This is a genomic window from Streptomyces sp. NPDC057900, from assembly GCF_042887885.1.
Classification (GTDB): Bacteria; Actinomycetota; Actinomycetes; order Streptomycetales; family Streptomycetaceae; genus Streptomyces.
The window spans coordinates 95,071-108,994 of the sequence record NZ_JBHVOI010000001.1 but is presented as its reverse complement, the minus strand read 5'-3'; the positions used below and the strand labels follow the sequence as shown (position 1 = coordinate 108,994).

Annotated in this window: 12 protein-coding genes and 1 pseudogene; 4 read left to right on the top strand and 9 right to left on the bottom strand. The window is 70.0% G+C overall.

The window, feature by feature from the left end; all coding sequences use genetic code 11:
- Nucleotides 1–6: 6 nt before the first annotated feature.
- The 6 genes from ACFVQ0_RS00370 to ACFVQ0_RS00345 form a co-directional block, all read right to left on the bottom strand.
- Nucleotides 7–1,929, bottom strand: coding sequence for a right-handed parallel beta-helix repeat-containing protein (locus ACFVQ0_RS00370; RefSeq protein WP_390083061.1), 1,923 nt, complete (start codon nt 1,927–1,929; stop codon nt 7–9).
- Nucleotides 1,930–2,093: 164 nt separating this feature from the next.
- Complete coding sequence (locus ACFVQ0_RS00365) at nt 2,094–3,017, bottom strand: carbohydrate ABC transporter permease (RefSeq protein WP_390083059.1); 924 nt, start codon at nt 3,015–3,017, stop codon at nt 2,094–2,096.
- Between the two features lie 18 nt (nt 3,018–3,035).
- Nucleotides 3,036–4,001, bottom strand: coding sequence for a carbohydrate ABC transporter permease (locus ACFVQ0_RS00360; RefSeq protein WP_390083057.1), 966 nt, complete (start codon nt 3,999–4,001; stop codon nt 3,036–3,038).
- Nucleotides 3,980–5,230: an ABC transporter substrate-binding protein gene (locus ACFVQ0_RS00355; protein WP_390083055.1), complete on the bottom strand. Its 1,251-nt coding sequence runs from the start codon at nt 5,228–5,230 to the stop codon at nt 3,980–3,982. Before ACFVQ0_RS00355 ends, ACFVQ0_RS00360 begins: the two co-directional genes overlap by 22 nt.
- Nucleotides 5,231–5,489: 259 nt before the next feature.
- On the bottom strand, nt 5,490–7,427 hold the full coding sequence (locus tag ACFVQ0_RS00350) for a heparinase II/III family protein (protein WP_390083053.1): 1,938 nt from the start codon (nt 7,425–7,427) through the stop codon (nt 5,490–5,492).
- 4 nt (nt 7,428–7,431) lie between these two features.
- Nucleotides 7,432–8,706 carry an alpha-L-fucosidase gene (locus ACFVQ0_RS00345; protein ID WP_390083051.1) on the bottom strand — a complete coding sequence of 425 codons (1,275 nt, stop codon included), beginning with the start codon at nt 8,704–8,706 and terminating at the stop codon, nt 7,432–7,434.
- A 97-nt stretch (nt 8,707–8,803) separates the two neighbouring features.
- Here ACFVQ0_RS00345 and ACFVQ0_RS00340 point away from each other — a divergent pair, with 97 nt between their 5' ends.
- Nucleotides 8,804–9,613, top strand: coding sequence for a ribonuclease activity regulator RraA (locus tag ACFVQ0_RS00340; RefSeq protein ID WP_328864210.1), 810 nt, complete (start codon nt 8,804–8,806; stop codon nt 9,611–9,613).
- A 140-nt stretch (nt 9,614–9,753) separates the two neighbouring features.
- Entirely contained in the window at nt 9,754–10,851 is a 1,098-nt protein-coding gene (locus ACFVQ0_RS00335; RefSeq protein WP_390083049.1) for a DUF5954 family protein, read from the top strand.
- A 17-nt stretch (nt 10,852–10,868) separates the two neighbouring features.
- On the opposite strand, the gene ACFVQ0_RS00330 is transcribed toward ACFVQ0_RS00335, so the two are convergent.
- On the bottom strand, nt 10,869–11,393 hold the full coding sequence (locus ACFVQ0_RS00330; RefSeq protein WP_390083047.1) for a GNAT family N-acetyltransferase: 525 nt from the start codon (nt 11,391–11,393) through the stop codon (nt 10,869–10,871).
- Between the two features lie 9 nt (nt 11,394–11,402).
- Between ACFVQ0_RS00330 and ACFVQ0_RS00325 the strand changes: the two are divergent.
- Nucleotides 11,403–11,582 (top strand): annotated as a pseudogene (locus tag ACFVQ0_RS00325) (MarR family transcriptional regulator); the annotation flags it as partial.
- Between the two features lie 123 nt (nt 11,583–11,705).
- On the opposite strand, the gene ACFVQ0_RS00320 reads toward ACFVQ0_RS00325, so the two are convergent.
- Both ACFVQ0_RS00320 and ACFVQ0_RS00315 read right to left on the bottom strand, forming a co-directional pair.
- Nucleotides 11,706–12,443 (bottom strand): VOC family protein, encoded by a 738-nt coding sequence (locus ACFVQ0_RS00320; protein WP_390083045.1) that lies wholly within the window; start codon nt 12,441–12,443, stop codon nt 11,706–11,708.
- 71 nt (nt 12,444–12,514) lie between these two features.
- Nucleotides 12,515–13,354, bottom strand: coding sequence for an SDR family oxidoreductase (locus ACFVQ0_RS00315; RefSeq protein ID WP_390083043.1), 840 nt, complete (start codon nt 13,352–13,354; stop codon nt 12,515–12,517).
- A 93-nt stretch (nt 13,355–13,447) separates the two neighbouring features.
- Here ACFVQ0_RS00315 and ACFVQ0_RS00310 point away from each other — a divergent pair, with 93 nt between their 5' ends.
- Nucleotides 13,448–13,864 (top strand): winged helix-turn-helix transcriptional regulator, encoded by a 417-nt coding sequence (locus ACFVQ0_RS00310; RefSeq protein WP_390083041.1) that lies wholly within the window; start codon nt 13,448–13,450, stop codon nt 13,862–13,864.
- Nucleotides 13,865–13,924 lie beyond the last annotated feature (60 nt).

The window sequence follows — 13,924 nt, the reverse complement described above, 5'->3', positions numbered from 1 at the left end:
GGAACGTCAGCGCCGCGCGCCCGCCGTCCACTTCGGGGCGCCGTACTGGTAGGCGCCCAGGCTGGGCGCCGGGTCCGTCGAGCCGTCATTGATGCCGGGCAGCGCGATCGCCGCGTTCCTGGCCGGAGAGCCCGCGGCCAGGCGGTAGTCCCGGGCGGCCGCGTCGACGAAGAGCGGGTCGGTCTCCGCGGGCAGGTTGTTCGACATGACGAGACCGCCGTCGGTGGCGCCGTCCATGCCGGCGATCTTCCCGATGTTGTTGTAGATCTTCGTGCCCGTCGACTGGTCGGGCCCCTTCACGTAGAACAGCGTCATACCGCCCGTGTTGTTGTAGACGCCGTTGTCGTGCGAGCCCGTCCCGAGCCCGTTGAGCATCACCGTGCCCTCGCGGTTGCCCCAGCCCACGTTGTTCGCGATCACCAGGTCGCTCTGACCGTTGTCCGCGTAGACACCGGAGATGCCGAACGTGGAGGAGCTCGTCTTCGGCGCCGGGTCGTGCAGCACGTTGTGGTCGATGGAGGTGCCCATCATGTCGGCGCTGCAACAGGTGTAGACCGCGGCGACGTCCAGGCTCAGCCGGGCGTAGGCCGAGATGTCGTTGTACGCGATGACGTCCTTGCCCGGGTTGAGCCCCGCCACGCTGTTCCACTGCAGGTTGATCCCGCTGCGCCCGACCCGGGAGATGGTGTTGTGGGTCACGGTCTGGCTGTTGCCCTGCACGGCGATACCGGCCGCGTAGGTGCCCATGTAGTCGACGTCGTGGATGACGTTGTCGCTCGCGGTGTTGTTCTGTCCGCGCAGCGCGATGCCGTTGCCCGCGCTCAGCGACAGATCACTGTTCACGACCTTGTTGCCCGTGCCGTCCACGATGATGCCGCTGTCGCCGACGCCACGGGTGACCGTGCTGCCGCAGTCCGTCGCGCCCTTGGTGATGTCCGTGTAGTGCGACAGGTAGGTGCCCTTGATGCCGTCGAGCGTGACGCCGGTGGTGGTGGCGCCCGTCTTGACCGTCGTGGCGAACAGGCCGACACCGGCCACCGCGGTGTGGCTGGCGTTGGTCAGGTCGAAGCCCAGGGTGCGGCGCTTGGCCTCGATGGTGTGGCTGCCGGGGTCGTCGGTGCTGTACACGTACAGGCGATGGGCGGCGGGGTCGTAGAACCAGGTTCCGGGATGGGCCAGTTCGCCGATCTTCCCGGCGAGCGCGTAGCGCGTCTCCTGCGGCACCACCTTGTGCACGCACGGCGGCGCCGCGTCGAGGGTCACCGAGCCGGTCGTCGAGCCGGTCACCTTGGCGGTGGCGGAGACGTACCAGTAGCCGGTGAGGGCCCGTGCGCCGTTCCAGTAGCCCGCCGGACGGGTCTGGGCCGGGTCGGCGATCGTGGCGTCGGCGCTTCCGGCCCCCGCGTACTGGAGCACGGGGTCCAGCGGGTCGAGACCCGGGTACGGCCACTGGGCCTCGACGTCCATCGCCTTGTCGGTGAACACCTGCACGGTGCTCACGTCGCTGCCCAGGTCCACATCCGTGGAGTAGACGTGTCCGGCCGCGACGGCGTCGGCGAAGTCGGAGTCCGGCGCGTACGGGTCGCCCTGGCCGATCGCGGTGACGTCGGCGGCGGTGACGGGCTGCCAGCCGGTCACCCGCGAGGCGCCGCTCACCGTCACCTGGGCGCCGGGTGCGGCCCGGTAGGTGATCGGCGCCTGCGCCGTGCCGGAGTTGGCGGGTACGACCGTCTCCTCGTACGTACCCGAGTTGATCAGGCACGTGTCGCCCGGCTGCATGAGGTCGGCGCAGCGCTGGATGTGGCGGAACGGCGCGGCCGAGGTGCCCGCCGCCGTGTCCTGGCCGTTCGTCGCCACGTAGTACGTCTGCCCGTCCTGGGCGGCGGCCGGGTGGGCGCCGGCCATGACCATGCACAGTGCCGCGAACATGGTGGCCGCCTGCCACGGTCGGGTACGCGGCTGCGGGCCGCGTGCCCTCCCCGGCGTCGGTGGGAGGGGTGGTACCGGAGTTGCTGGGGGGATGGGCATTCCAGGTCCTCTTCTCGGTCCTTCTGGGGTCCTTCAGCTGTCCTTCAGGGGGGCGCCCGGCATGGTCAGCCCTTCACGGCGCCCACGGTGAGGCCGCTGATGATGTGGCGCTGCATGTAGATGAAGAAGATGACCACCGGGGCGATGGCGAGCAGCAGGTTGGGGAAGACCTTCGTGAGGTCCGTCGAGTACTGGCTGATGCCCGCGTAGATCGCCGTGGTCACCGTGTAATGCCCGGACGACGGGCTCAGCAGGATCTGCGGGCTCACGAAGTCGTTCCAGATCCCGATGGAGTTGAGGATCAGGACGGTGACGACCGCGGGCCGCATGAGCGGGAAGATGATGGTCCAGAACGTCCGGTACCTGCCCGCGCCGTCGATCGTCGCCGCGTGGTCGATGTCCACCGGGATGGTGCGGATGAATCCGACGAACAGGAAGATGCTCACGGGCAGCGTCGAGGCGACGTCGTGCGCGATCAGACCGGTCACCGTGTTCGCCAGGCCGATCTCCCGGAGCACGTAGATCACGGGAATGATCACGGCGGCACCCGGGATGAACGTCCCCGCCAGGAAGTACAGCATCACCAGCTGTGTGCGCTTCTTCAGGCTGCGGGCGATCGCGTACGCCGCCGGCCCCGCCAGCAGGATGCACAGCACGTCCACCATCACAACGAGGAAGAGCGTGAAGCCGTAGCCTCCGATGACGTTGAACTGCGGACTGGTCACCGCGGCCGACAGGTGCTTGAGCGTCAGCCTGCTCAGCGGGATGCCGAAGGGGCTGTCCAGGATGTCCTGCTGCGACTTGAACGCGTTCACGAGGAGCAGATAGACCGGCACCATCATGACGAAGAGCAGCCCGCCGAGCATGATCCAGCGCAGGGGTGAACGGCCTTCGCCCTGATCGGTACGGCCCGGCAGCCCGTCGGGAGCCGACGGCGGCGGCTTCGTCCTGGTCCTGTGGGCTTTCGCCTCTCGGGCCTTTGCCTCCATTACGACCACCACTGGCTCCTAACCTGTCGCAGCTTGATCTTGGCGGTTGCGCAGCGCCGTCACGACGAGGGCGAGCACGGCGGACACGATCATGAGGAAGACCGCCTGGGACGTCGCGTAACCGACCTTCGTGCCCTCGAAGGAGCGGGCGAGAATGAGGTAGGTGAACGTCTGCGTGGATCCGGCCGGGCCGCCGCCGGTGAGGCTGACGATGATGTCGTAGGCGCGGATGAGGCCGACCAGATTCAGGATGGTCGCCACGGTCACCACCGGAGCGATCATGGGAACGACGATCCGCAGGTTCGTCTGCCGCTTCGTCGCCCCGTCGATCGCCGCGGCTTCGAGGAGCTCGGCGGGCACCGTCTGCAGCGCCGCCACGAACAGCACCACGTTGAAACCGAACCCGGCCCACACGATGACGGCGATCAGGGAGATCAGCGCCATCTTCTCGTCGAACAGGAAGCCGATCGGCTCGATGTCGAACTTGGCGAGCGTGTTGTTGATGGCCCCGTTGGTGCCGAGGATGGCCGCCCACAGATAGCCGAGGACCAGGGCGCTGATCACGTGCGGGAAGTAACCCACGGCCCGGAAGAAGGAGTTGGAGCGCGAGCGGCCCTTGAGGATCAGGGCGTAGATCAGACCGAGCCCGACCATGAACACGGTGCCGGACACGGCGATGACCGCGGTCACGTACCAGGCCTGCGAGGAACTGGGGTCGTCGAACAGGTGCCGGTAGTTGTCCAGCCCGATGAACGAGACCGAGGAGAAGCCGTCCCAGTCGGTGAGGCTGAGATAGATCGCGACACCGACCGGGACGACCGTCAGCACGGTGTACAGCAGGACGGCCGGCCCCATCAGCCCGATCGAGACCGCCGCCGCGCGCACCTGGGCGCTGCGCCGGCCGGTCGGCGAGGGGGGAGCGGGGATGACCGGGGCGGTGTCGTCGAGCGGCCCCGGACGCTTCAGCGCTGCGAGTTCCACCACTTGTCCAATCCGCCGGCGGCGTCCTCCGCGGAGGTGCCCGTGTACAGGGACTGGACCTGCTTGTTCAGTTCGTCACTGAACCCGGCGATGGGCTGGTTCGCACCGGACTTCACGATCACCGAGGGGGTTTTGTCCAGGACCTTCTGCACGGACGTGCCGAGGCTCGACATCTTGTAGCTGAAACCGGCGCGCAGGTTGCCGTCGGCGGCGAGCTGGCTCTTGATCGCCTCCGGGTCGGTGACGGCCCACTTGACCAGGTCCGTCGCCTCGGCCTTGTGCCGGGACTTGTCGATCACGACGTACGGGTTGGAGATGTTGCCGAACTGGCCGGACGGGTAGGCGCCGTCGGTCGGCATGCTGAAGACGCCGATCTCGTCGCTCTTCTTGGCGGCGTCCGCGGCGGGCACGAAGTACGACCCCATGATGTACATGGCGGACTTCCCCTTGAGGAAGGCCGTCTGCCCGTCGGCGTAGGTGAGACCGAGCGCGCTCTTCTTCAGGTAACCGGCGTCGATCCACTTCTTGTACTGCGCGAAGTAGTCGACGTAGCCGCTGTCCGCGAAGGAGTTCTTGCCCGCGATGCGCTGGGCCGTCCACTTCGGCTCCGCGGTGAGCACGCCGGCGTCGGCCATCATGGAGAACTGGCTGCCGGTCACCCACTGCCCGGCCGTCTGCAGCGGTTCGTACCCGGCCTTCTTCAGCTTCCCCATCGCGGCGGTGAACTGGTCCAGGGTGCGGATCGAGCCCGCGTCGATCCCGGCCTTGGTGAAGGCCTGCTTGTTGTAGAAGACCAGCGACTGGATCTGCTCTCCGACACCGACCACGTATCGCTTGCCGCCGAGGGCGTACTCGTCGGCAAGCGGCGTCTTGGCCGTCCACGGCTGGTCCGAGAGGTCGGCGAAGAGGGACTCGGTCTCGGCGGTGGGGGTGATCTGCTGGGCGACGTCCGGCGGGTCGCCGGCCGCCAGGTCCTGGGTCAGCTTGGCGTTCGCCGAGATGGTGCCGGTCAGCTCCAGATCGACCTTCACCTTGGGATGGGTGCGCTCGTACCGGGCGAAGAGGTCGTTCCAGTACTTCTCCGTCAGGTTCGGCGTGATGTTCACGATGACGCGGAGAGTGGTGGTGCCACCCGCGCTCTCGTCGGACGAACCGCCGCCGCAGGCGACGGCCGAGGCCATCACCAGGGGGGCGGCGGCGAAGGCGCAAACACGGCGCCAGACTGCTTTCATCGGACACGCTCCGTTGCGTAGTCGTGAATAATCGATAGCTACTGTCGGTCGGGAAGTACGGGTCGAAAATGATGCGCGGTGGAGTGGGGTGCCGCGCCGCGCCGGGCGGAAAGGCCGGCGGGCGTCGGCGGGCGATCGGCGGCCACGGACCCTGGAGACGCGGGGTCGGGACGCCTTCGCTCTTCGCTAATCGTCTATCGATTGCTGATGCTATGGCTGGCATCCCACAATGTTCAAGAGTGCTGCCGTAACCTGTTGTTCAAGTGGCCGGCTCCCACCGCACCACGACCCTCCCGGCGCTGCCCGGAGTCCGCACGGTCAGCGTGATCCGCGTCAGGAACGCGCCCCAACTCGCGCTGAGCAGGGGATCGTCGAGTTCCACGCGCTCTGTCGAGGCGTCGGCGAGGGCGGCGTCCCAGTGCATGACGACTCCCGAACCATCCGCCGTCACCCGCGCCCACCCGTCCCCCAACTCGACGTGACCGGACAGCAGGTGCCGGATCCGTACATACGGAAGCCGCCCCCGCCAGGTGTCCTCGACGTCCACGTACGGGACGGCCGACCCGCTCGAACGCACCAGACGCACCGTCCTGTTCCAGCTGCTCAGCGGACCGGCCGGATAGGCCCCGCTCAACTCCGCGCCCAGGACGCTCCGCTCGCCATCGAGCCGCACGGCGACGTCGCGGGCGGTGAACTCCCGCCCGGGGGACTGCGGGTGCCCCGGCTCGGGGACGTTGTGCCACGCGCTCTGGAAGGGCCACGCCTCATACCGGTCGGGCCCGAACGTCTGCGTGGTGTACCGGGGCCGGCCCGCGTCGACGACCAGCGGCCGGCCGTCCATCGCCACCCAGTACGAACCGACGTCGAGGTGGTTGTGGTGCTCGCCGTTGTGGCCCGCCTTCACGGCGAGCGTGAGCCCCCGCGTGGAAGCGGCCTCCTGACGCGCCACCAGCACCTCAAGACGAGGCAGCCACACCTCGCGGGCCAGCCACGGGGAGCCGTCATCCGGAGCGGACTCCTCGGCGACCGCGCCGCACCACCGAGGATCGGCGAGCGCCGCCAGCGCACGGCCGAGGCCCGCCCGGGGCGGCGCGGGATCGCCCTCCAGCCGGGCGCCCGCCACCGCGTGCGCCGACGTCTCTGGCCGGCCCAGACGCACACCCCACCGGTACGGGACGTGCCAGGGCCGGTCACCGGACAGCCGGGGCGGGGCGTCGCCCACGTTCACGTACCAGCTCCCGCCCAGGTGCATCCGCTGCGGGTACTTCAGCAGCTGGGCCAGCAGCGGGAGCTCGCGTGCGTCGAGCGCGGGGCCGCCCACTCCGGCGAGCAGATCGAGGACCTCCAGGACCCGGCACGCCCCCGCCCACCAGTACGCGATCCCCTCGTCCACGCCCCCGTCGTCGGGAAGGACCGCGATGTAGTGGTCGAGCCCCTCCACCACGAGCCGCACCAGACCGGCCCGCCGCGCCCCGTCCTCGCACAGCAGCAGCGCGGACGCCAGTACCGCGCTGTGGATCCACGGATTCCAGTTGTTGGCGTTGCCGTCGGCGCCGATCCACCGCCAGTCCCGCACCCGCTCGAACGGGGCCAGGACCCGAAGGTCCACCTCCCGCCGCAGCCGCCGGCGGAGCCCGGGGGCCCGGCGCTCCAGATGAGGCCCCAGCACGTGGTCCGCCCACGCGAACAGCGCCGCCACCTCGGCCGCCCCCAGGTCCAGATACGGCTCGTCCGCATCGGGCACCACCTCGCCGCGCGCCGCCGTGAACCGGTCGTGCGAGGCCCAGCACCAGGTGCTCGCCTCCGCGAACCGCACGAGACCGTCCACCGCGGCGTCCAGATACGGGCACACCTCTCCGGCGTCGGTCGCGTCGGCCACCTCGCCGGTCAGCACCGCCGCGAGGACCAGCCGGGAGATCCGCTCCTGGAGCTCCCAGGCCCGGTCCTCGTACGCGCCCCTCTCCCCGTCGCGCGCCGCGCGGGCCCAGGCCCCCGCGGTCAGCCGAGGCTCGGGGCGTGCCAGTTCGGCCCGCGCGCCGGCGATCACCCGCTCGCGCACGGGGTCCGGCACCCCGTCCCACACCTCCCGGCACGTCACGTCCGGTACTCCGACCCGGCCCGCCGGATCGCCCAGCAGCCCCGCCAGCTCAGGGCCGAGCGCCGAGCGGAACGACGCCCCCAGAGTCTCCGTCGTCATGTGCCTAGACCTCCCCGTTCTCGGCGGCGTCGGGGTCCTCGTCCAGTTCCAGTTCGATCACCGGCAGGAGTACGTCGGGCCGGGCCGTCGGCAGGGTCAGGGTCAGCGTCCCGGCCGGCTCGCCCGGGGGAGTCATGTTGGTGTGCTCGTGACCGGCGCCGTCGACCTCGTGAAAGCCGATCTCTGAGCCGTCGTGCAGGAACTGCGCGTACCGGACCCGCCCCGCCAGTCCCGGCAGGTGCACATGCCTGAGCGGCCAGGCGAGCAGATGGAGATACAGGTGACGGCCGCGCCGGGTGTACAGGGCATTCGCGGGCGGGGTCAGACCGCTCGGCCCGGCCCCGTGCACGGAGCGCGAGTGCGGCACCGCCCAGGAGCCGATCGCCGCCAAGGTCTCACGTGCGCGCGGATCAAGGGCGCCCCGCCCGGTCGGCCCGACGTTCAGCAGGAGGTTCCCGCCGCAGGCCACCGACTGCACCAGCATCCGCACCAGCAGCGCGGGATCCTTGTAGTCGTGGTTGTCGCGGTCGTACCCCCACGAACCGTTGAGCGTGTGGCAGGCCTCCCAGCGCACCGGCACACCGTCGCGCTCCAGCGGCCGCTCGGGCTGGTACTGCTCCGGGGTCACGTAGTCGCCGGGTATCCCGAGCCGGTCGTTGACCAGAATGTCCGGCTGCAGGGCGCGGACCATGGCCATCAGCTCCCGCGCACCCCAGTCCTCGGAGGTCTTCGACGGATAGGTGAAGTCGAAGAAGAGGAGGTCGATCTGCCCGTACCCGGTCAGCAACTCCCGCACCTGCCCCTGGAGATAGGCACGGTAGGCGTTCATGTCACGCGGTTCGTCCACGGCCTCTGTGCCGCGCAGCGGATGGTGCTCGTCGACCGTGAAGCCGGGGTGGTGCCAGTCGAGCAGCGAGTAGTACAGACCGACGCGCAGCCCCTCCTCCCGCATCGCCGTCACGAACTCCCGGACCAGATCGCGCCCGTTCACCCGGACCGAGGAGTAGCCGGTCAACTCCGACTCGAACAGGCAGAAACCGTCATGGTGCTTGGCGGTGAGCACCGCGTACCGCATACCCGCCTCCTTGGCGGCCCGTGCCAGCGCCCGCGCGTCGAAGAGATCCGGGTCGAAGCGGCTCAGGTAGCGGTCGTAGCTCTCCTGGTCCATCAACTCCCGGCTACGCACCCACTCATGACGTGCCGCCAGGCTGTAGAGGCCGAAGTGGACAAAGAGCCCGAAGCGTTCGGCTTCGAACCAGCCAGGTGACGTGGTGGTCACGAAAAAACTCCTGACACATTGACAGTACTAATCGATTAACTGTTATCTACCATCGATAGGCGATGATGTCACTGGCGCTGTGTACGGAGGCAAAAGCATGAACCCGACCCGGGATCACGGAGCACCGTCGACAGAGGAGATCCGGACGTACGCGTCGATGCGTGCACCGATCCACACCTCGGAGTACGTGCGGCCCACCGCACGCATGGTGGAGGCCCTCGGCGAGGTCAGCGCGGCCACGGCCTGCGCGAAGCTCCACCAGATGGGAATCACACGGACGTTCATCGACGGCCCGGTGCCGCTGCACCGGGAGCCCGACGTACAGATCACCGGAGGTGCCGTCACCCTCCAGTTCCTGCCGAGGCGCGAGGACGTCTTCAACGGTGCCGAGCAGGAGGACGCCGAGCGGGAGACCGCGCTGTGGAAGGTCCTCGAATCCATCCGTCCCGGCGACGTGCTCGTGGTCTCGGCCCAGGGCAGCCACTACACCGGCTGCCTGGGCGACATGCTGGTGCGCTACTTCAAGCTGAAGGGCGGGGCGGGGATCGTCGTGGACGGGCGGATCCGGGACGCGGCCCGGGTGCGCGCGCTCGGCGTCCCCATCTGGTGCACGGGCGTCACCCCGCACTACGCCTCGCAGACCGAACTCTTCCCGTCCGCGTTCAACGTCCCGGTGGGGGTCGGCGGCGTCCTGGTGGCCCCCGGTGACCTGATCGTGGCCGACGAGGACGGGGCCGTCGTGGTCCCGCAGCACAGCGCGGTGCCGCTGGCCGAGGACTCGATCCGGCATCAGGATCGGGAGGAGTTCGCGCGCCGCCGCCTCGACGAGGGCGCCCGGCTGTCCGACTACTACCCGCTCACCGCCGAGACGCTGCCCGAATTCCTGGCCGCCCACCCCGCCACCTGAGCCGGTCCGCCTCCGGCCGCGCCCGGCCGTGCCCCGGCCCGCGGTCGGAGGCGGACCGGAAAATGCGACAAGCATCCACCCACTCGACCGAGCCGGTGAATCCAGGACGCGGGCGCTCCCTTGCCGTCAGGATGAGGGACATGAACGAAAAGGGTGTGGGGCCGGCCTGCCGGCCAGTGGTGGTGAGGGTGCCGGTGGAGCCCGTGGAGGCGGCGATGGAGGCCGACGCTCTCGACGCGGCGCTGCACAGCACCTTGGCCGTCAGAGGGCCGCTGTTCGGGGTGGCCACGCAGAGCCCGGGCGACGGGCGGCGGTGGCGGGTGGCCGTGGAGGTCACCCACGGTTGTCCGCAGCAGGCCCGGGACTCACTGAACTCCTTGCTCTGGTTCCGGGCGAAGGACGAAGCCGAGGACAGGGCCGAACGGCGGGCGCTGCTGGCGGCGGTTGCCCGGCTGGAGAGCGAACGCGTCGACGAACTCACCGTGCTCGACACCCGCTACCGCGTCGTGAGGGCCGAGGAGTACGCGGGCATGGACGCGAACGGTGACATCGAGACGCCCCGGCCGACCGACCCCGAACCCCTCACCCCCGACTGGGGCCCCGGCATCCACGGTCCCAGGGTCGACGCCGACCTGGTGCTTGACCCGGACGCACCCCTTTCCCCCGTCCAGGCTTCCGAGCGGCTGTCCCTGCGCTCGCTCGTCTACACCGGAGGCAGGTTCCCCGACTCCGTGCTGGGCGACTCTGTCCGGGCTGTGGAGAGCCACCCCGATGTCCTGCTCATGCCGGCCGCCTTCCAGGTCGTGGAGCGGTCCGGCAACAGGGCCTGGAGGCCGGGCAGCGCCCTGCACGTGACCGCCCACGAGGCACGCGTCACGCTGTACTTCTCCCTGATGTGGTTCAGACCACGCCTGCGGGGCCTGATCGCCCACGACGCCGGCCGGGACGTCGACGCGCACACCGCCGTCCCCAAGGACGACGACGCGGCGGCGGAGCTGGCGGCATTCGCGCAGGCCGCGGACCGGCTCCGCGCGGGCCGGCTCAACCAGGTCGAAGTCCCGGGCACCGCGCTCCGGATCGTCCGCACCCGCCGCCTGCTGCGCTGGGGCCCCGACGGACCGGAAGGCCCACGCCCTTCCGACGGCAACACCCAGGATCCCGAGGTCATCCACCCTCGCCTCGACGAGGACGGCGTCGTCCACTTCGAGGAGTCCGCGCAGGAGGAGGACGTTTCGTGACCGTGTGACGGAGCGGATCAGCGCGGACCCGGAGCCTCATGTACGGCACGCCGCATGCACACCAGCTGATCCCGCTCGTCCCACGACCGGGCGACGGTGAAGCCGAGCCGTTCGTACAGGGCGATGGCCCCGGTCCGCCATGCCCATACCGAGAGCCGGACGGTGTCCGCGCCGATCTCCGCGGCACGGGCCAGCGCGGCGTCGAGCAAGGCGGACGCGATGCCCCGGCCGCGGAACCCGGGGTCGGTCCAGAGCCTCTTGATCTCCGCCTGCCCGTCGGCCGGCGAGGTCACCACCACACAGCCCACGGCGGCGTCCCCCAGGAGAGCCACCAGCAGGACATCGCCCGCGAACGCGGCCCCGGGGTCTGTGACCTCTGCCCGGTACCGCTCCGGCAGCCCGGCCACACCGGCGACCGGTGCGCCTTTCTCGGCCTCCGTCAGCAGATGGTAGGCCGCCAGCAGCGCGGCCACCCCGTCCACGGTCGGCGGGGTGGAGCCCGGCCAGCGGACCACGGCAATCGCGGGGCGGTGATCAGTCATGACGCCAGCATCACACGAGGGCCGCGCCCGACGACGCGCCTTCTGGCGCCGGCTCCTCCACTCCGTAAACTGCGGGCCCGGCTGCGCACGGAATCGGGGCAGCACACGACGGGGCTGAGCGTGACCCAGCTCGGCGTGCTGGCGAGCGTCGTGCGGGAGGGGCCCGTCACAGCGGCCCGGCCGGCGGCGGCCGGGCTGATCGGCAAGCTGCCGGCCGGGCGCGCCGCCCTATGACCCCGGCTGAGTGACCTCCTGAGCCGAGCGGCCCCCGGGGACAGCCCGAAAGGGCCTGGCCGCTCCCGTTGCGCGATGTCAGCGAGGGCTGAGGAGGCAGAACTCGTTGGCCTCCGGGTCGGCCAGGATCGTCCAGGAGATCGCGGACCGGTCGTAGTCGGGGGCGGTCGCGCCCAGAGCGCGCAGCCGGGCTTCCTCCGCCGCCGGGTCGTCACCGGTGTAGGGCGAGACGTCGAGGTGGACGCGGTTCCACACCGTCTTGGCGTCCGGGGTGCGGAGGAACTCCAGGTAGGGGCCCACGTCCTTGGCGGAGCGCATCCTCGCGTGGTCGTCGGTGACCTCGTGCACCGTCCAGTCCGTCGCTTCGCCCCAGAACCGGGCCATCGCTAGTGGGTCGGCGCAGTCGACGACCACCGCGGCGATCGGCCCGGTGCCTCGGTAGACCGGGCGGGGCTCCAGGACGCAGAACTCATTGCCCTCCGGATCGGCCATGACCGTCCAGGGGACGTCGCCCTGACCCACGTCGGCGAGCGTCGCGCCGAGACCCTTCAGCCGCGCGACCAATTCGGCCTGATGCGCGGTCGAGGTGGTGGCCAGATCGAGATGCACGCGGTTCTTCACCGTTTTGGGTTCCGGGCGGGCGATAATGTCGATGCAGACGGCTGTGGGGTCGGGGTAGGCGAAGCCGATGGGTTCGAGGTTGGTCACGCCGGGGCCCTCGCTGTGGATACCCCAACCGAGTGCCTCTGCCCAGAACCCGCCGAGCGCGGAGTCGTCATGGGCCTTCATGTTGATCTGCACAAGTCGTGTCGCCATGCCGGAGATCCTAAGGGCCCCGTGCGGCCGTGGTCGTACGGCATCGCACGAGGCCCCGGTCGAGCGATCACTCAGCGGAAAGCGGCGATGTTCCGGGCGACCCAGTCACTGAACGGGCGCGGGGCGCGCCCGAGGACTCGTTCCACGTCCGGGCTGATCCGCAGTTCGGCCGGGTTCGGAGCGGAGATGATGTCCAGGGTGTCGTCGGCGAGTTCCGGCGGCACGAACCGGGTCATCGCGGCTTTGGCCTCCTCGCGCGTGAGTTCGTGGAAGCGCACCGGCGAGCCGAGCGCGGCGGCGACGGCCGCCGCCTGCTGACGCGGCGTGATCACCTCGGGCCCGGTCAGCTCGTAGATTCCCCCGGAGTGCCGGTCGTCCAGCAGGCAGGCCGCCGCGACCTCCGCGATGTCCAGCGGGTCGACGATCGGAGCTCCGACGTCCCCGAACGGTGCGGCGACCGTCCCTTGCGTGCGGACGGACTCCGTCCAGGCCAGGGCGTTGGAGGCGAAGCCGCCCGGTCGCAGGACGGCCCAGTCCATACCGGACCCACGCAACGCGTCCTCCAGCGCGCGCATCGCGATCCGCGTGGCGCCGAGCGGCCTGGTCGCCACGCCCTGCGAAGACAACAGGACGACCCGGCCGACCCCGCAGGCCGAGGCCAGGTCGATGATGTCGGACGGCCTGGCGCCGGGGGAGTGGAGGTCGCCGGACAGCAGGAGGAACAGTGCCTTCGCCCCGTCCAGCGCGGGGGAGAGGCTTGCCGGCTCCGCCAGGTCGGCCGCCACATGCCGGACCCCGTCCGGCACCGCCGCCGCCTGCCGGGACACCGCCGTCACCTGCTCGCCGGCCTCGGCCAGGGCCTGCGTCAAGGGGCGGCCCACGTTGCCGGTTGCTCCGGTCACCACGATCATGTTCAGACTCCTAGTCGGTTGTGCGCTGCGGGAATTGACGCTAGGAGACGGGCTTACTTTTCGTAAGAACATACCTGGAGGTAAGCTCCGAACATGAGGGAAGGCACGCAGCTCACACAGGCCGGTGCGCACGGCGGGTATGAGGTGTTTCACACCGACTGCCCCGCGCGCGACATGGTCGACCATGTGACCAGCAGGTGGGGCATCTGGGTGCTGATCTCCTTGCGGAGCAACGACCTTCGGTTCTACGAGCTGCGCGACAGCATTCGGGGCGTCAGCGAGAAGATGCTCTCCCAGACCCTGCGCGCACTGGTTCAGGACGGTCTGGTCCGGCGGGAGGTCGAGCCGACGACGCCGCCCCAGGTCACCTATGGGCTCACCGAGTTCGGCCGGCACGTCAGCGAGCCTCTGACGGATTTGTTCGACCGCATCACCCAGCGGATGGCGTCCGGTGACGTGCCCGCCACGGAGGGGCTGAGCGCGACAGGCTCTCCTGCGGCAGGCTCGTGAGGCGGGACCCGGTCGCCCGAAGTCGCCTGATACGAGGCGACTTCCGGCGACCGGAGTCAG